General features: G+C 54.7%; 14 protein-coding genes. All 14 read right to left on the bottom strand.

The annotated features are described in order from the left end of the window. Positions 1–4: 4 nt before the first annotated feature. Positions 5–928: a hypothetical protein gene (locus Q1K07_RS10065; protein ID WP_300310350.1), complete on the bottom strand. Its 924-nt coding sequence runs from the start codon at positions 926–928 to the stop codon at positions 5–7. After that, positions 928–3,030 carry a rhamnan synthesis F family protein gene (locus tag Q1K07_RS10060; RefSeq protein WP_300310348.1) on the bottom strand — a complete coding sequence of 701 codons (2,103 nt, stop codon included), beginning with the start codon at positions 3,028–3,030 and terminating at the stop codon, positions 928–930. The genes Q1K07_RS10065 and Q1K07_RS10060 overlap by 1 nt, the downstream gene beginning before the upstream one ends. Before the next feature lie 18 nt (positions 3,031–3,048). After that, positions 3,049–4,095, bottom strand: a complete 1,047-nt coding sequence (locus Q1K07_RS10055; protein WP_300310346.1) for a hypothetical protein — start codon at positions 4,093–4,095, stop codon at positions 3,049–3,051. A 313-nt stretch (positions 4,096–4,408) separates the two neighbouring features. Beyond that, a complete protein-coding gene (gene rfbC / locus Q1K07_RS10050) occupies positions 4,409–4,960 on the bottom strand; it encodes a dTDP-4-dehydrorhamnose 3,5-epimerase (protein ID WP_300310344.1) in 552 nt (183 codons plus the stop codon). A gap of 32 nt (positions 4,961–4,992) precedes the next feature. Next, complete coding sequence (pgm, locus tag Q1K07_RS10045; RefSeq protein ID WP_300310342.1) at positions 4,993–6,588, bottom strand: phosphoglucomutase (alpha-D-glucose-1,6-bisphosphate-dependent); 1,596 nt, start codon at positions 6,586–6,588, stop codon at positions 4,993–4,995. Between the two features lie 6 nt (positions 6,589–6,594). Continuing rightward, positions 6,595–8,250 (bottom strand): glucose-6-phosphate isomerase, encoded by a 1,656-nt coding sequence (gene pgi / locus Q1K07_RS10040; RefSeq protein ID WP_300310340.1) that lies wholly within the window; start codon positions 8,248–8,250, stop codon positions 6,595–6,597. A gap of 65 nt (positions 8,251–8,315) precedes the next feature. Then, a complete protein-coding gene (gene rfbA / locus Q1K07_RS10035; protein WP_300310338.1) occupies positions 8,316–9,206 on the bottom strand; it encodes a glucose-1-phosphate thymidylyltransferase RfbA in 891 nt (296 codons plus the stop codon). Between the two features lie 321 nt (positions 9,207–9,527). Further along, positions 9,528–10,409: a dTDP-4-dehydrorhamnose reductase gene (gene rfbD / locus Q1K07_RS10030; protein ID WP_300310336.1), complete on the bottom strand. Its 882-nt coding sequence runs from the start codon at positions 10,407–10,409 to the stop codon at positions 9,528–9,530. 114 nt (positions 10,410–10,523) lie between these two features. Next, a complete protein-coding gene (rfbB, locus tag Q1K07_RS10025; protein ID WP_300310334.1) occupies positions 10,524–11,612 on the bottom strand; it encodes a dTDP-glucose 4,6-dehydratase in 1,089 nt (362 codons plus the stop codon). A 71-nt stretch (positions 11,613–11,683) separates the two neighbouring features. Beyond that, a complete protein-coding gene (locus tag Q1K07_RS10020; RefSeq protein WP_300310333.1) occupies positions 11,684–12,802 on the bottom strand; it encodes a chain-length determining protein in 1,119 nt (372 codons plus the stop codon). Then, positions 12,802–13,716 (bottom strand): ABC transporter ATP-binding protein, encoded by a 915-nt coding sequence (locus tag Q1K07_RS10015; RefSeq protein ID WP_300310331.1) that lies wholly within the window; start codon positions 13,714–13,716, stop codon positions 12,802–12,804. Before Q1K07_RS10015 ends, Q1K07_RS10020 begins: the two co-directional genes overlap by 1 nt. Beyond that, positions 13,713–14,531 carry an ABC transporter permease gene (locus Q1K07_RS10010; protein WP_300310329.1) on the bottom strand — a complete coding sequence of 273 codons (819 nt, stop codon included), beginning with the start codon at positions 14,529–14,531 and terminating at the stop codon, positions 13,713–13,715. The genes Q1K07_RS10015 and Q1K07_RS10010 overlap by 4 nt, the downstream gene beginning before the upstream one ends. Continuing rightward, on the bottom strand, positions 14,531–16,258 hold the full coding sequence (locus Q1K07_RS10005) for a polysaccharide biosynthesis/export family protein (protein ID WP_300310327.1): 1,728 nt from the start codon (positions 16,256–16,258) through the stop codon (positions 14,531–14,533). The genes Q1K07_RS10010 and Q1K07_RS10005 overlap by 1 nt, the downstream gene beginning before the upstream one ends. Beyond that, the gene (locus Q1K07_RS10000) at positions 16,255–16,656 is read right to left on the bottom strand and encodes a DVU3141 family protein (protein WP_300310325.1); all 402 of its coding nucleotides are present in this window, start codon (positions 16,654–16,656) and stop codon (positions 16,255–16,257) included. The genes Q1K07_RS10005 and Q1K07_RS10000 overlap by 4 nt, the downstream gene beginning before the upstream one ends. Positions 16,657–17,487 lie beyond the last annotated feature (831 nt).

Here is a 17,487-nt window from a genome sequence, read left to right as displayed (position 1 = left end):
TACTTTATATGTAGTCTTCCAGAACAAAGTCAGGATGCAACGATTTTATCGGTTTGTATGTTGTTTTCTGGATCGTTGATGCATCAAAATCCAACATTTCGGCAAGCAGATGATTACCCTTCTGGTAATTTTCGTCAAAGGACTGTTGTTCATCTACCGAGAACAGAATGAACTTGTCTTCTTCTACAGGTACATTCTCGGATAGTTGAATCACCTGCTGACGGATACGGTTGAAGTCGGCATTATCATTTGCGGCCTTTCCTCTTTGTTGCAGAACGGCCAGGCATCGCGTTGGCAATGATGGGTTCACGATAGGATTGTCTTCTTTCTTGCCAAATACAACAGGCACATCAAAGGCCTCAAAGAAGCTATTGACCACTTGCTTGCTATAAGGAATGGCACGAACATTGTTCTGGCCAACCGCCTCTTGCCAATGCTTGATATTCTGATAGTAATTCAGCCAGGAAAGATTCCTTATGGCCAGTGTGAAGAGTGAAGCGGTGTATCGGATGTTGGAGTCTTTCACCAGCTGGTTGAACAGAGAAAGCAACAGTTCCGATTGTGGTCTTAACGTAAACAACACCTCGATTCTATTGAAGTTATCACTCGCAAACTTCCTGAATCTCGGGTTATCCATGTAGAAGGGAGATAGTTCGGAAGAGAGCAGTATGCTATCTGCCGGTGACTGGTCCATTTCCTGCTGAAGCTTGTCCAGAGCCTCTGCAGGAGACATGTCGCTCTGATATGCTCCGCTCCCTTTGAAGGACAGAGCAAATGGGTGATGAGAATGATCGGGCCATTGCAGAGACTGGGGGTAAAGGATGCCTTTATCGAGAAAGTCATCCTTCTGGGCTTGTATCTGCGACTGAATTGCTGATGTGCCGGTTTTGGACCAGCCAACATGCAAATATAGAGTATCTTTTTTCATTATTCACCGATGAAAGGGTTGCGTCCAACTTGACTGATCAGCTTGCCCCACTTGAGAATCTGCTCCTCATCCAGAGCATCTTCTCCCTTGAGTACATTGGGGAAGCCAAGTGCTTGCCACTTTTCCATGGGGTGCAGGATATGGAAGGTTACCAGGCCAATATCCCCCGGTCGTTGAGCATCAGCAACGACATTGTCGCCAATATGAAGGTGACGATCGATGCCTTCCTGTGCAAGGTCCTGCTTGACCATTGCCCACATGGAGCCATTGTCCTTGCGCTTTTGCTCTGTACTTGAAACCAGAAGCCTGTAGGGGACTGCAATACCGACTTTTCTCAGCATCAAGCCAACTTGTTCACGGGTGTAATAACTGTCGGATATCACCCATATCTTGTGGCCCATGCTTCCCAGGTGGTTGAACAGCTCAACCATCTCGTTCTTGGGAAGAATCATCTCCAGGTCGAGTTCGAACTCCTGCCGCATCAGGCTATCTGCTTCTTCAGCAGATATACCAAGCTTGAGACCGATTTCCTGATAGATATCGTCGATGACGACATCGCCCTGGAAATTTGCTCGCTTGCGTAGTTCAAACTCTGCCTGGTTGCGAAGTTTCACGAACTCTTTCGCACTGGAGACCATTCCTTGTTCGCACAGTTGCTTGCCCAGCTTCAACTTTGCGTAATCGGGAATGGTGTATTCACGCCTCACCAGTGTATCGAAAACATCAAAGCTGATGCACGCATGTGCCTGGATGGCTGGAAGGTGCTGATCAATGCTTCCCCGATAGCTCGACGTTGTATAGGACTTGTCGGTAGTGAACTGCCCTGTTGTCGGATAGTAGAAGAACTGCTTATATCCCTTCTCTTCCACCAGGCTACCCAGGACTCTCTCCAGGGCATGGAGCATGGAGCCATCGTTTGGCAGGGGTTCGGCGGGGAAGTCATCATATTCCCAACTCTCACCAACGACGCCTTCCAGAGCTTCCGGTCTTGCCCAGAACATCCCTCCTACCGGATAGCTGAGGAACTCGGGGACATGAGACAGGCCAAGGCGACGTTCCCACTCGCGAATGAAGGGGACGTTCATGGTCACATGGTTGACCCAGATAGGCATCATCCAGAAGGTCGTGGGGTAGTAAAGCCCCAGGCTTTTATCTTCAGCAAATGCATTAAGAACACCGGACACGATATTGGCATCGCGCAGTAGGTATTCCGTCAGGTAGTCTGCCCACTGGGTCTGCTCCTTGCCCGAGAAAAGCGACTTCTTCGAGTGAAGATGGCAGAAAAGATCATAGTTCTTCAGGAGCTCGGAATACTCGACCAGCATGGGGCCAAAGTTGCGGCCACGGTTGGGAACTATCCTGATTTCGATTCCGTTGACCTTCGGATGACCTCCCAGGATTTCCCTGGCTTTCTCGGTGAATTCTTCTTTCGCCAGAGTCAGGAGTATGTCGACCTGAGTGGGGAATGCATCCAGTGCCTGGGCAAAGCGATCAATAAAGTCGTCGTAAAAGATGTGCAGACATACTGCGATCTTGAGGTCTTTAGCTGCTTCGGAAACGATTCTTTCGGGTTCGAGGATTTCACGTGGTAACCAGCGGGTGATTGCCGGGCCATGCCTTCTTCCTTCGATCTTTCCATTCTTTATATAGTGATACAGAGGACTGATCTGATGATGAAATACATCGATGTTTTCTCGAAGATAAGTTTCACTATCAAATGCTGGAGAGGGGTTTACAGGAGCAAAGCGTGATTTCGTCAGGTAGTCCGAGAAGACAGCAAAATCATCTTCAAATCGAACATTATAAGTTTCTCTATACCACTGAGGATCAAAGAGGCCGGCTTCAATGCACTCTCTCATCGCGATTTCATGTTCATGCTCCTGCTTAAGCACGGCACCTTGCTCCTGTACAGGTAGATTTTCTACAACGTTATCTTGAGGGGGCTGCACAGGTGCATGTTCTGATACATGTTCTCGCTCCTGCGTATCTACAGACTGATTTTCTATAGTTTGGTTGTTGTTATAGGATTTGCTTTTTGCACTATATGCACTGCGCTGCCAAAGCTTGAGAAACTGAGATTTTGCTTTGATCATTCTTTCCATGTTGATCCTGAGCCTCCTTTAGAAGCCAAATATATGGAGAGGGTTGACCATCCCATTTCCTGATATATCGTCGTCGGCTGTAAATAGGTGCCAGGAAGCCTGGGGAAGTGCACCAGGGCGGGTCGAGAAGACTTCGAAGAGGTCTTCCACTTCTTCGGTGGTGTAGGTGATGTCCTTGGACATGGCTTCGACAACGGCATCGATGGCACCATCAAGCACCGCTTCCAGGTCCTGATAGAACCGTTGGCTTGATGCTTCCCTACCATGCGAGAAGATCAGCTTGCCATCATGCGTCTGTAGAATATCGACGACCTGCCCATGCGGTGCTGTCATCAGACATTCGAAGTAGAGGGAGCGCTCGAGCATGGTATAGCCCTGCTTCCACTCCACGCCCTCGCGGAAGACGCCTCTTACGGTAGCGGTATGACCGTCGATATCTGTCTGACCTGCTTTGGTTGCAACAAAGTAGAGGCCGTCCGTATCCCGGTTCAGGAGTTTGGTACAAAGCTTTTGAATCGTTCCCGCATATCCCAGGTCAAGCATCATGGGGGTCAGGTTCTGGTCATAAAGCCCTGAACGTGTGAAATATTCGTTCAGGGCTTCCCGGGTGTACTTGACCTGCTCATTGAGACGCTCTGCATGTGGCTCAAGCCACTCGCTTACCTTTTCTGCATCTTCTGGAAGCTCCAGGGTGAAACCCAGCAGTTCCGGCGGCAGGCAGGCGAAGACTTCATGCATCTGGAAGCCAAAGCGCTTCATCAACAGGTCCAGTACGCTGCCCGAGAAACCACTTTTCATTGCCAGCGGCCAGATGGAGGGTTCTCCAACCATGGCCCGGAAAAGCAGGGTACGCGATACCTTCAGATAGATGGGGGAGTGCTCGAAACGAACCAGCCCTTCACTTTCCAGGCGTGTCAGAAGCCTATGGATCAACCATCCTTCACGTGCCAGGCAGACAGGCAGACGTCCGGAGGAGTTATCGCGTACGGCGCGAGCGTACATGGTAAGAGCCGGGCCCATGAAGGCAGCCCCGAACTCACGTAATGCGGTATATGTTTCTTTCATCGACAGACCCTATTGGATAGTTGAGCTACGACGTGTAGCCATAGGGAAAACTCTGCATAAATGCCTGCATGTATGAATCACTTGGCATAGCCGCCATGAGTGGCGGCGACTTCTCGGGCTATCCGAAAGATGTGCCGGTTCGCTTCTAGCGAATCAGTAGGGCGAGGGATGGAGCGTCAGCCCACACCTATGTCTCATGAGGTGTGGGGGCTGGGCTCCTTGTGCCTTGCGACCCGCAGGGTGCGGGAAGTGAAGTGTTCGTCGGGAACGAACATGGTGATCATACTGCTCGGCTGATTTACTCAGCGTTTCCTTAACTGAACTTCTTTGAATTCTCGAAAGAATCCCCTTGGGCGTCTTTATCGGAAACTTGGGGAGCCTGACCTTCCACCAGCGGCCACTCGATGGCCAGGCTCGGGTCATCCCAGCGCAGGCTGTACTCATCGCCGGGGGCATAATAGTCGGTACACTTGTACTGGAACTCGGCACCATCCGGGCTGGTGACGTAGAAACCATGGGCAAAACCCGGCGGAACCCAGAGCATCTGCTTGTTTTCTTCACTGAGCAGCGCACCTACCCACTGGCCAAAGGTCGGGCTGCCTTTGCGCATGTCCACGGCAACATCGAAGACTTCGCCGCGAGTGACCCGAACCAGCTTGCCCTGTGGTTGCTGCAACTGATAATGCAGGCCGCGCAGGATACCTTGAGCAGACTTGCTGTGGTTGTCCTGAACGAACTGGTATTTGCCGCAATGTTGCTCGAATTCGCTCTGGCGAAAGGTTTCCAGGAAGAAACCGCGTTCATCACCAAAGACCTTGGGTGTCAGCAGTACCACTTCGGGAATGGCAAGGGGTTGATATTCCATGGTTCGCCTGTGTGTGGATCAAGAGAAAAGGGTTAAAGGCTGTTATCCAGCAATGTCTGGGCGTCAGCAATCAGAACGTCGAGATGCGCCTCGCCTTTGAAGCTTTCGGCATAGAGTTTGTAGAGTGCTTCCGTGCCGCTGGGCCGTGCAGCAAACCAGCCGTTGGCAGTGGTGACTTTGATGCCACCAATAGAGGCACCATTCCCGGGAGCTTCGGTGAGAATGGTCTCGATGGGGTCGCCCGCCAAAGTGGGCGTGTTGATGCTGGATGCATTCAGCGACTTGAAGGCGGCCTTTTGCTCGATATCGCAGGGGGTATCGATCCGTCGGTAGACCGGGGCCCCATGGGCTGCGGTCAGGGCTGCATAGCGCTGACTCGGTATCTCGCCGGTCACTGCCGTGATTTCCGCGGCCAGAAGGCACAGCGCGATGCCGTCCTTGTCTGTGGACCAGGCACTTCCCGTATGGGTCAACAGACTGGCGCCGGCGCTCTCTTCTCCGCCGAAGGCCAGCCAGCCTTGATGCAGGCCTTCCACAAACCACTTGAAGCCGACCGGGACTTCATGGAGAGGGCGGTCATGAGCTGCGACCACGCGGTCGATCATTGACGAGGACACCAGTGTCTTGCCGACCTTGAGATCGGCAGACCATTGAGGCCGGTGGGTCAGCAGGTAATCGATAGCGACGGCCAGATAGTGATTGGGGTTCATCAGGCCGGCGGCATCGACGATGCCATGGCGATCGGCGTCGGGATCGTTGCCAAAGGCGAGGTCGAAACGGTCCTTGATGGCCAGAAGGTTGGCCATGGCTGCAGGACTGGAACAGTCCATGCGGATCTTGCCGTCGTGATCCGGCGGCATGAAGCTGAAGCTGGAATCGACCTGGGTGTTGACCACTTCAAGCTGCAGGTCATAGCGCTTGGCGATGGCTTGCCAGATCGGCAATGCCGTCCCGCCCATGGGGTCTGCGCCCAGACGCAGGTTGCTCGCGCGAATGGCTGCCATATCGATGACATCCCCCAGGGTGGCAACATAATCACCAATCAGATCCTGGCTGCGAGCCTTGTCCAGGGCGCTGGCCTGGTCCTGGCGCTGGATGCCCTTGCCGCCGTCCGCCAGATACTGATTGGCGCGTTGTTCAATCCAGCTGGTGATGTCACCTTCTGCCGGGCCGCCGTGGGTCGGGTTGTACTTGATACCACCATCCTGCGGTGGGTTGTGCGAGGGCGTGATGATCAACCCATCGGCCAGCGACTCTGTACGTTCCGCATTGTGGCGCAGAATGGCATGGCTGATGACAGGGGTAGCCAGTACCTCATCGTTCTCGGCAATGACAGTATCGACCTGGTTAGCTGCCAGCACCTGCAGAGTGGTTTCCCAGGCTGGGCGTGACAGTGCATGGGTATCGCGGCCAAGGAAAAGTGGCCCGTCGATGCCAGCCTGGCGGCGATAGTCGGCCACTGCCTGGGCGATGGCAGCGATATGAGCGTCGTTGAAAGATCCGCTCAGTGCCGTGCCACGATGTCCCGAGGTACCGAAACTGACTTTCTGGGCAGGATCGGTAATGTCAGGCGTTATGTCGTGATATGCCGCCAGCAGGGCGTCAATGGAGTTATCACTCATCGTCATCTGGTCTCAAGAAGTGAGTGTCGATATCAGGAAAGCGGTGCTGGGGTCGTTGCCCCGGTCGCTGGCATCCTGTGCTTCAGTCAGTGTTTGATAGATGCCTTGCGCTAATAGCTTACCTAACTCCACGCCGGGCTGGTCAAAGGGATTGAGTCCCCACAGAACTGACTGTACGAACACCTTGTGTTCGTACATGGCCAGCAATGCGCCGAGGTTCCAGGGCGTGAGTTCTTCAATCAACAGCAGGGTATTGGGCTGGTTGCCTCGATAGCCGCGTGCCATGTGGTCTTTCAGGGCACCGGGAATGGCATCGTCGCCCAATGCCATCAGGCGTGCCTGAGCCAGGCAGTTGGCCAGGGTCAGGCGCTGCTGCGCCTGCAGGGATTCCTGGAGTGCAGGTGCTGCCTGGGCATGGCGGCGACGTACCGCCAGGAAATCGGCACTGACGGTGTGGGTTCCCTGGTGCAGCAATTGATAGAAGGCATGTTGGCCGTTGGGGCCCACGTCTCCCCACAGGATGGGGCAGGTAGCATGACCGACACCTTCACCATCGAGCCCAACACTCTTGCCGTTGGATTCCATTTCCAACTGTTGAAGGAAGTCAGGCAGGCTGGCCAGGCGACCATCATAAGGAAGCACTGCATGGGTGGGAATGCCGAGAAACTGCGTATTCCAGGCACCTACCAACGCGAGCAAGGCAGGCAGGTTCTCCGTGGTAGGGGTATCCAGGAAATGGCGGTCCATGGCGTGGGCACCTGCCAGCAACTCTTCGAAGGCGGGCATGCCAATGCGGATGGCCAGGCTGATGCCAATGGGTGACCACAGCGAGAAACGTCCACCGACACCTTCGGCGAATGCCAGTTGATGATCTTCCGGAATACCGAATTCGGTCATCTTCCGGGGCTTGGCAGAAACGCCGATCATCTGCTGCTCACACACTTGCTGGCGGCTCACACCGAGTGAACTTTCCAGCCAGGTGAGTGCGGTATTCAAGTTGAACTGAGTATCTGCCGTGGTGAATGACTTGGATGCCAGAACCAGCAAGGTCGATGCCGGGTCGAGGTGCTGCATCAATGGAATCAGCTGAGAGGCATCCATGGTGGACACAAAGTGGACGGCCACGTCGCCCCCCGGATGCGTTTCCTGCAAGGCTTCGCTGATCAGGCGAGGACCAAGGTCGGATCCCCCGACTCCGATATGAATGACGTCAGTAATACGTTGGCCAGTGACACCATGCCAGGCACCCCGACGTACCTTCTTCACCAGAGTGGCCATTCTCTCGCGCTGTTGCTGGGCAAAGGCGACTTCGTCCTCGCTGCCCTGCGGGGCGGGACGATCCTGTGGCCAGCGCAATGAAACATGCAGGGCAGGACGCTTTTCGGACGGGTTGACGATGGCGGCAGAGAACAGCCTGCTGCGTTGTTGAGCCAGGCCTCGGGCATCGGCCCAGTCGGCCAGCAATGCCAGTGTCTGTGGCTGCCAGCGTTGCTTGGATAGATCCATGACCCAGGAGCCAAAACGGAAGACCAGGTCCTGAGTGCGTTGACTGGCTGAGTTGCCATCCAGCAGATCTGCCAAGTCGACTTCTCGCAGCTGTGAAGCATGCTGTGTCAGTTGCTTCTGGATATAGGTGGCTTGGCCCCTGAATGCTGCCAACGACTCCATGTCTCACTCCTTGATCAGCTGTACTGATCGGCTTTCCTGTTACGGCTTACCGTCACGGGCGATGATTATGCCTGCGCCCGGCGCTGCTGTTTGATCAGACGTTTCAGATATTTGCCGTAACCGGTCTTCTTCAAGGTGTTGGCCTGCTCGAGCAGGAAGTCATCGCTGATCCATCCTTGGCTCCAGGCGATTTCTTCGAGGCAGGCGATTTTCATGCCCTGGCGGTGTTCGATGGTCTGAACGTATTGAGCAGCTTCCAGCAGGCTGTCGTGGGTGCCCGTATCGAGCCAGGCAAAGCCTCGGCCCAGGCGTTCGACCTCCAGATCGCCACGTTCGAGATAGGCATTGTTGATGCTGGTGATTTCCAATTCGCCTCGTTCGGAGGGCTTCACGGCCTTGGCGATTTCGACAACGTCGTTATCGTAGAAATACAGCCCGGTTACCGCATGGGAGGAACGAGGGTTATCGGGTTTTTCCTCGATGGACAGTGCCTTGCCATCCTCGTTGAACTCGACCACACCAAAACGCTCGGGATCTTTCACCAGATAGCCGAAGACCTTTGCTCCCTTGGTCTGCTGGGAAGCGCGCTTGAGCTGTTCCGAGAAGTGCTGACCATGGAAGATGTTGTCACCCAGCACCAGGCACACGGGGTCGTCACCGATGAACTCTTCACCAATGATGAAAGCCTGGGCCAGGCCATCCGGGCTCGGTTGCTCCGCGTATTGCAAGCGGATGCCAAACTGCTCGCCGTTACCCAGCAGATTCTTGTACTGCGGCAGGTCATCGGGTGTCGAGATGATCAGAACATCGCGAATGCCCGCCAGCATGAGCACGGACAGCGGATAATAGATCATCGGCTTGTCATAGACTGGCAGCAGTTGCTTGGAGACGCCGAGGGTGATGGGATGCAGGCGCGTGCCGGAGCCACCGGCAAGAATGATGCCTTTGCGGTTCATGGGAGGATACTCTCGTTGTTTGCTGCAGGGGACTTGGCTAGGTCTCGTACGAAAAGTGCCTTTCGGTAACTTTTCGTACAGGACCTAGGGGAAGCTGGGCAGAAACACCCTGGCTGAATTGTGATAGAGCCTTCAGCTGATGTTATGAATCGAGCCTTCAGCTGATGTTATGAATCGAGCCTTCAGCCGATGTTATGAACCAAGCCTTCAGCCGGTGTCATGCATGAAGACTTCAGTTGGTGTTATGAACCAGGCCTTCAACGGGTGCCACAAGCCAGGACCAGGCTTCAACCGAAGCGATGGCCTGGTCCCTGAAGGCCTTCAGCCAAGGTGTTCCGTAAGGGTCAAGGTCAGCTGTTCGCGCCAGTCGGGCAGTTGGATATTGAAGGTCTGCTCGATCCTGGACAGGTTGAGGCGCGAGTTCAGGGGACGTGTCGCCGGTGTCGGATAGTTCGAGGTCGGAATGGACGCCACGCGCTCATTGCTGATGGCAAGCTCGACGCCCTGTGCCTGGGCTTGCTCGAAGATCTCGCAAGCGAAACCATGCCAGCTGGTTTCCCCGCGAGGGGCCAGGTGATAAAGCCCCGTCACTCTGCGGTCATGCTGGAAGCGCTGAACCGCCAGGGCAGTCACCTCGGCAATCAGGCGTGCTGGCGTGGGAGCTCCGATCTGATCACCGACAATGGAGAGTTGTTCCTTGTCCTTGCCCAGGCGCAGCATGGTCTTCATGAAGTTATGCCCGCGGGCACTGTACACCCAACTGGTACGGAAGATCAGGTGATCACAGCCGCTGGCCAGAACCGCGGCGTCACCGGCATGCTTGCTCTGCCCGTAGACGGACAATGGGTCTGTGACATCGCCTTCCTGCCAGGCAGTTTCACCGTTTCCGGGGTATACATAGTCACTGGAGTAGTGGACCAGCAACAGCCCGTTTTTGGCACAGTAACGGGCCAGTGTCTCGGGGAGAGTCGCGTTGAGCGCGGTGGCCAGCTCGACTTCTTCTTCAGCCTTGTCCACTGCGGTATATGCTGCAGCGTTGACGATCAACTCAGGCTTGTGCTCATCCAGGTACCGAACGACAGCATCCTGCTTGCTGAGATCCAGTTCATTGCGGGTCGGCGCCAGGCATTCGCCCAGGGTGCTGAGGTAGCGACGGACCTCATGACCTACCTGGCCATTGACGCCAAGAAGCAACCATTTCATATCTCCCTCCTTGGTTCCTGCAACGGTGTTATCCTGCAGCGGTTTTATGATGATGCGTTGTGCAATTTGCCGATCAGTCGTCTGAAGGTCTTTCAGAGAACCAAGCAAGAAACATCACAGGCCCTGGCCAGTGCCAAGCCTTTCTCCCTGGTAGCTACCGTCGAGCACGCGACGCCACCATGTTTCATTGTTCAAGTACCACTCCACGGTTTTCCGCAGGCCGGTCTCGAAGGTTTCCTCCGGGGTCCAGCCCAGCTCTCGCTGTATCTTGCTGGCATCAATGGCATAGCGTACATCATGACCAGGACGGTCTTGTACGTAGGTGATCAGATCAGCGTAATTCTCTACCCCCTGGGGTTTGCTGGGTGCCAGCTCTTCAAGCAGAGCGCAGAGGGTATGGACGACTTCAATGTTCTGCTTCTCGTTGTGGCCGCCAATATTGTAGGTCTCGCCAGTGGCTCCCTCAGTGGCGACCTTGATCAGCGCCCGGGCGTGGTCTTCCACATACAGCCAGTCGCGTACCTGCTTGCCATCGCCGTATACCGGAAGTGACTTTCCAGACAAGGCATTGAGAATCATCAAGGGAATCAGTTTTTCAGGGAAATGATAGGGGCCGTAGTTGTTGGAACAATTGGTGACCACTACCGGCAGGCCGTAGGTACGTCCCCAGGCGCGAACCAGGTGGTCCGAACTGGCCTTGCTGGCAGAGTAGGGGGAGCTTGGGGCGTAAGGGGTGGTTTCAGTGAAAAGATCTTCTGGACCTTCCAGGTCACCATAGACTTCATCGGTAGAGATATGGTGGAAGCGGAACCCTTTGGCCTTGTCACTATCGGTTTCCTTCAGCTTGCCCCAATAACCGCGTGCGGCTTCGAGCAACTGGTAGGTCCCGATGATGTTGGTCTCGATGAAAGCGGCAGGGCCGTCGATGGAGCGGTCAACGTGGCTTTCTGCTGCCAGGTGCATCACTACATCGGGCTGGAACTCGCTGAACAACTGCTGAAGACGTTCGCCATCGCAGATGTCGGCCTGGACGAAGTGGTAATTTGGGTTGCCTTCCACTGCTTCGAGAGACTCTGGGTTGCCGGCATAGGTCAACGTATCGATATTGACGACGCGCACATTCTCGCGTCCAACCAGCTCGCGTACGACGGCAGAGCCGATAAAGCCGGCACCTCCGGTCACAAAAAACGTAGTAGAAGTCACGATCACTCCCTGTGTGATGTCATCAAACGGTTAGCAATGAAAGGTTTCGTTACCGAATCCAGGTAGCCGCTTCAATCCCTGTGGTCACGGACGATCAGGACGAGCATGTTGGCAATGAAGGCGAGGAATATCACCACGATGGCAAATACGCTGGCGTTATACACTCGTCTCGGGCTGGTGGAATACTCCGGGTAGAGCGGGCTTTGCAGCACGCTGACCTGCTTCAGCTTGCGGGCTGCCTCGATGCGGGTTCCTTCCAGGGCCGCAATGGCGCTGGAATAGGTTTCCTGGGCAAATTTGGCTTTCAGCTCAAGGGTCTGATATTCCGATGCGGTACGGTTGAGGGCGTCCCCGGTGGCCTGGGCCAGGCGGCTTCTTTCCTGCTCGATCTGAGCGCGTACTGCGGCGATTTCGCTGTTCACCTTGACGACATCGGCAGAACGGTCGCTTGAATAGCTGGACAAGGCAGAGCGGCGTGCCTGCAGTGAGGCCAGCTGTCCTTCCAGGGTCGCTACGACTTGGCTGAGGCTCTCCACGGTACCCGTTGGCGAGACCAGGCCATGTTCATTCTGATAGGCAAGCAGCTCATCGCGTGTTTCATCCAATCGATCGCTGAGCCGATCGACCTGAACCTCAAGGAACTTCACTTGCTCTTCGGCAAGGCGCTGGCCCATTTCGTTCATGTGCTGCTCACCGGCTTTCAGCAGCAGCTGGGTCATCTTGTGGGCGAACTCTGGTGTATAGGCCTGGACTTCGATATCCAGTACGCCGGAATATTCGTCCATCTCTACAGTGACCCGCTTGAGGTAGTACTTGTGCAAATCCTCGATGGGAGCGTCCTTGTTCCACAGTGTGGAAAAGATGTCCCCGTGCTCGGAGTAATGCTTGCGAAAGTCCAGTTGCTCCTGTACCTGCTTGAGCATGTCGGTCGAGAGCAGGTACTCACGCAGGAGCAGCAGGTCACTATCCTGCTGGGATCCGGTCAGCAGGCTCGAGAATGTCAGTTCTGGGGCCGCAATTTGTGGTGTATCAAGCACCACGGAAGCGTTTGATACATAACGGTCGTCAGCCCACACCAGCCAATAGAAGCTCACCACAAAGATGGCCAGGGCAGCGGCTGCCCAGTGGGGGTAACGTTTCGCCAATGACATCGCTGTTGGTGCAGTTGGATCGGCTGACGTAGTCGGCATTATTCGGTCGTCTCTTTCTTCTGTCGATTCTGGATAGCCACGATCACTGCGTGCCATTTCTCTCTGGTCTCCCGGAAGGCATTGCCATAGGCCTTGCGTTCATCGGGAGGAATGCTGGGTATCTGGGCGGCTTCCATTTCCTGTTTGGCCTTGTCAAAGGCGGCTCGACGTTCCTTGCGCAGCGTATGGAGCTGTTGCAGGGTGAGCGAGGAAAGGTCTTCGGGCGGCTTTGCCTTCTTCTCCTTGTCCTGAGGAGAGTCGGTATCAGCGTGATAGGCGCTGATGGCGTCGCCTATGTCGTCAAACCACTCGGCCTGGCCGTCCTTGAGATAGATGCCTGACTGGCACAGTTCCTTCAGGATGTCTTCGCTGTGGGAGACCATGATCAGGCTGGCTTGGCCGACCTTGTCCTTGAACGCCTTGGTGGCCTTGGCCTTGAACGAGCGATCGCCAACAGCGGTGGCTTCATCGGACAGGTAGACATCGAAGTCGAAGGCAAGCGAAAGACCAAAGTTGAGGCGAGCCCGCATGCCCGATGAATAGGTCCTGATGGGCTCATCGAAGGCTGGGCCCAACTCGGAGAAGGTTTCGACCTTGTCAATGATCGCCTGGACATCCTGGCGCCCGCCATGCACGCGGGCAACGAACTTGACGTTCTGGCGACCCGTCATCGACCCTTGGAAGCCTCCACTCAGCCCGATCGGCCAGGATACTCGGGCATGACGAGTGATCTTGCCCCTTTCCGGGTTATCCATGCCGGCAATCAGACGCAACAGCGTGGATTTACCCGCTCCGTTACGACCGACCAGGCCGACGCTGATCCCTTCCGGGATGATCAGGTTGATATCCCGGAGCACCCAGTCACTGCCGTGATGATTGTGGTAGCGCTTGTAGAGGTGGCTGATTTCGATCATTGGGCTTTCAAGCGGTCACGGAAGCGCACATGCAGGATAAAGCCCAGGGCTATGGTGGAAAGTGTGCACAGCCAGAAGTAGGTCATGCTGGTGCCATGTACCACATGGTAGCCATTGAAGAAGGCGTGACGCAGATTCTCGACCCCATGGACGATAGGGTTGAGCATCAGATAGTCGAGCATCCAGTGAGGGAGCTGGTTCAGCGGAAAAATCACCCCTGAAAGAATGAACAACGGCAGATTGATCATTCTCACCACCATGCTGATCTCTGTGATCAGCGTTCCCAGCACGGACACTATCAGGCCAAGCCCCAGCCCTAGCGACCACATCGACAGCCAGCCTGCCATGGCAGCCAGTGCATCGTCGGGAAACAGGTCCACGTCGAGCATCGACGCACCGAGAATGAACAGCATGAAGACGAAGGTGCGCAGCATGCCTTCAAGGAAATTGCGTACCAGAACAGGATCGACAGGCTGTACCTGGCGGTAGGCAAACAACGCCTGGTTGGACTTGATCGCCCCCAGCGCTCGCATCATGCCTTCGCGGATGAGAAAGAACCCCATCAAGCCGACGACCATCCATGGGATGAATTCCGCGCCGACAACCATGCAGTCACTTTTGATGAAGCTGCGGATGGACACCATGATCACGGTGAAGGCCAAGGGTTCGGCGATCATCCAGAACCAGCCCATGCGATCTGCCATGGTGCGCGAAATGGCTTCACGCATGAACATGGCGTACCAGACACTGAAGGTAACGGACCAGGCAGAGCGCGTATCCGCACTGCTGCCTGGAATGGAACGTGGCTCAGGCATCAGATATCCAGAGCGACCTTGGTGGCCACTGCGATTTGATACAGAATCTGAGTAATGCTGGTAGCCAGCTGGAGGTTCTTGGTCGGTACCTCGGGCATGACCAGAATCTCGTCGCCTGGGCGCAGGGTAATGTCTTCGACATTACGCACAGCGCCATTCTGGCGCACTACCAGGATGTTGTCGTCGTCGCCGCGTTGGGTCAGACCGCCAGCACTGTTGATATAGTCCCAGACATCCTGTCCCTGTTGATAGACCGTGGCCTGGGGCACCACGACCTCACCACTGATCAGGATGGAGTCTGTGATTTCAGGCAAGGTGATGACGTCACCGTCTTGCAGACGAATGTCGCTGATACCATCCTGATGAGCGACGACAAGTCGACCGCTCGGCTCGAGATTACGGGCTCGCTCGACGAACCTCTGGATCAGCTCAGCCTCTCTAACACGGATCTCAGCTTCTTCATTGGTCTGAGAGGAAGCTCCCAGATAGGTTGTTTCCAGGCGACGCAGACTTTCCTTCAGAGCCTCTGCCTGCTGAGCCGCTACACTCTCGCGCTTGATCGAGACACTTTCCACGGCCGTCATGTCTGCGGGTACAGAGATAGCATCCAGGAACTCGCCAAGTCGAGCATCGCGTGGCAGGGCGTAACGTGAAGGGCCGAAGTAGCTGCCTTCCAACGTGACGACAATGCTCTCTGCACGTTGGTCTGCGCTGTACAGCACTTCGTCGCCACTCTGCACGTTGACGGAGCTGAACTCACTCAATGGCATATAGGTGGCAACCGGTCCGGTTGGACGATCTCCACGTAGCAGTACGTGAGAGACACCGCTCTTCAAACGCGCCAGTTGAGTGACTTCGGCACCGGACAGCTGATTGCCCAGCAACTCGTAACGATACTCTCGATTGACATCACCGGTGACCGCAATGGCGGGCCCGCGTTCTTCGACGACGATGGTATCTCCGTCACGGAACTGGAACTGCGGGAGCTGTCCTGTCAGCAGGAAGTCATAGAGGTCGATGCGGCCAACTTCGCTACCGCCTCTTATGACGCGGATATTGCGATAGCTGCCCAGGTCGTTGTCGACTCCCCCTGCCTGGTCAAGGAAATACAGCGCCGAGTCGGAAGGGGTACCGGAGTAACGGCCGGGGCTCTCTACATAACCGGTCACGAATATGCCAACCGGCTGTACGCCCTGCAGGTTGGTATATACCTCTACATTATCCGGGTAGACATTCTGGATCGCCTGGCGTACCCGGGCATCGAGTTCGCCAGGCGTTATTCCTTGCACGGCCAGGGGGCCGATCGATGGGATAAAGATATTGCCCTGTGCATCCACCGGCATTACGCGGTCGAGTTCCACGGCTCCCCAGATCTGTACCGTCACCTGATCGCCTGGTTTGATGCGATAAGTGCTGTTCATGCCTTCGGACATGGTGCTTCGGAAACCACCTTCGAAGAGGTTGGAGCCGAAGGGCATCATGGACTCGATATCGGCCTTGGGCTTTTCGCCGACGGGGCCATAGTTGTCGCTTGTCCAGTCGGCACGCGGCGTAGCATCGACCTGCTGTTCTGCCGAAGTCGGCTGAGCCTGTTCGGATTGAGGCAGGATTTCATCTGATGTCGTGATGCTCTGGGCCATTGCCGTTGAGGCAAGCACCCCACAGGTATAAATCGCAGCAAGCGAAGTGGTTCGAAGCGTGCGGTGCAAATTCCTGATCATTCTCATCGTACGCTCTCCGCCCCATTCAACATTGCCGTGACACGACGGTGAGATACCCAGCCTGTCGGCGTTTCACAGGCGACGATGGGCTGGCGTTCACCAGTGTTCATACCTACGACATTAAGGTGGCGGCAGGTACGACCGCTGGCCGAGTGATAAGACTGTTCTGCCTGGACCTCGACATTGGCCCCCCATGGGCTGGATGACAGGTTGAGTACCTCATGGGCAGAGGAGCCGGAAAGGAAGTTGCTGAGCGCTTCATCCAGAGGGCGGCCCTGCTGTCCTCCAACAATGATGGAACCAGATGGGTTTTGTTGACCGGGGAATGCACAGCCGCCGAGCAGCAAAGCCAGGAGTCCGGCCCATGCGAGTCGACTAATTTGATCAGACTTGTGGTATGGCATGAATCTTCCTGAGTGAACCGACTGAAGCAGGCCCAGGCATCATGCTGCCAGCTTGATGAACGAGCTGCCAGCTTAAAGTGCTAGAGGGAAGCGCTCGAAGGATAAGGGAAGCTGCGCCGGTTTCCTCCGAGCACGCTACCGCCCTGGGATTGACTCCGGGAACTTCCCTTTCCCTTGAATTGCCGTGTCCGTGGCATGTTCGTGTTCTGCACTCCCGAAGAGTAGGCAGAGTGGTTGGCCACGTAGTCTATGAGCTGTGGATATGTCTTTCTAGATATAAAGGCAAAAAAAACGAATGAAAATAGTCGCATTTAAGAGACACTCTGCGACTATATCGTGGAGTAGGCCTTAAACACTATTAGAAAGAGTCACAGGACATATCCCGGGCATAGGGTGACTGCAAAATATTACAATTATGTAACGGTGGGAGTATGGGGGTGGTCGATCAATATGATGGTGCCATCATGGTGCAGTATTTAACAGCCATAAAATGACATGTCGCATAAAAAACCTTGATAATCAACGTGTTGCAATGTTTGTTTGTGTTGCTTTTTTGTTTATGTAAGTAAGTAGATGAATCTGTGTATTGTTTTTCTATAACCATTGGTTGGCGCGATGCAGAGTAAGGGAAATATTTTTACGATGCAAGAATAATTGTTTGTGAAGAGACTTTCTTATTTCGCTTTACTTATCTTTCGACCAAGACTTTAAATTGGTTTCTTTGATGGGGATGGCCTTATGGCATAGTAGACTATCGTGGATGCCACAGCCTCTTGTAATTTCATATAATGGATGGTTTTTATAATATTTATATTATTTTTATGTAATATT

The organism is Halomonas sp. (genome assembly GCF_029263665.1).
GTDB lineage: Bacteria > Pseudomonadota > Gammaproteobacteria > Pseudomonadales > Halomonadaceae > Halomonas.
The sequence above is the reverse complement of the archived record's forward strand: the minus strand, read 5'-3'. Positions and strand labels throughout refer to the sequence as shown.

Excerpts from the sequence above, each read along its gene's own strand:
- Q1K07_RS10065 (WP_300310350.1), bottom strand. The coding sequence starts at position 928 with ATGAAAAAAGATACTCTATATTTGCATGTTGGCTGGTCCAAAACCGGC.
- Q1K07_RS10060 (WP_300310348.1), bottom strand. The coding sequence starts at position 3,030 with ATGGAAAGAATGATCAAAGCAAAATCTCAGTTTCTCAAGCTTTGGCAG.
- Q1K07_RS10055 (WP_300310346.1), bottom strand. The coding sequence starts at position 4,095 with ATGAAAGAAACATATACCGCATTACGTGAGTTCGGGGCTGCCTTCATG.
- rfbC (WP_300310344.1), bottom strand. The coding sequence starts at position 4,960 with ATGGAATATCAACCCCTTGCCATTCCCGAAGTGGTACTGCTGACACCC.
- pgm (WP_300310342.1), bottom strand. The coding sequence starts at position 6,588 with ATGACGATGAGTGATAACTCCATTGACGCCCTGCTGGCGGCATATCAC.
- pgi (WP_300310340.1), bottom strand. The coding sequence starts at position 8,250 with ATGGAGTCGTTGGCAGCATTCAGGGGCCAAGCCACCTATATCCAGAAG.
- rfbA (WP_300310338.1), bottom strand. The coding sequence starts at position 9,206 with ATGAACCGCAAAGGCATCATTCTTGCCGGTGGCTCCGGCACGCGCCTG.
- rfbD (WP_300310336.1), bottom strand. The coding sequence starts at position 10,409 with ATGAAATGGTTGCTTCTTGGCGTCAATGGCCAGGTAGGTCATGAGGTC.
- Q1K07_RS10020 (WP_300310333.1), bottom strand. The coding sequence starts at position 12,802 with ATGCCGACTACGTCAGCCGATCCAACTGCACCAACAGCGATGTCATTG.
- Q1K07_RS10015 (WP_300310331.1), bottom strand. The coding sequence starts at position 13,716 with ATGATCGAAATCAGCCACCTCTACAAGCGCTACCACAATCATCACGGC.
- Q1K07_RS10010 (WP_300310329.1), bottom strand. The coding sequence starts at position 14,531 with ATGCCTGAGCCACGTTCCATTCCAGGCAGCAGTGCGGATACGCGCTCT.
- Q1K07_RS10005 (WP_300310327.1), bottom strand. The coding sequence starts at position 16,258 with ATGAGAATGATCAGGAATTTGCACCGCACGCTTCGAACCACTTCGCTT.
- Q1K07_RS10000 (WP_300310325.1), bottom strand. The coding sequence starts at position 16,656 with ATGCCATACCACAAGTCTGATCAAATTAGTCGACTCGCATGGGCCGGA.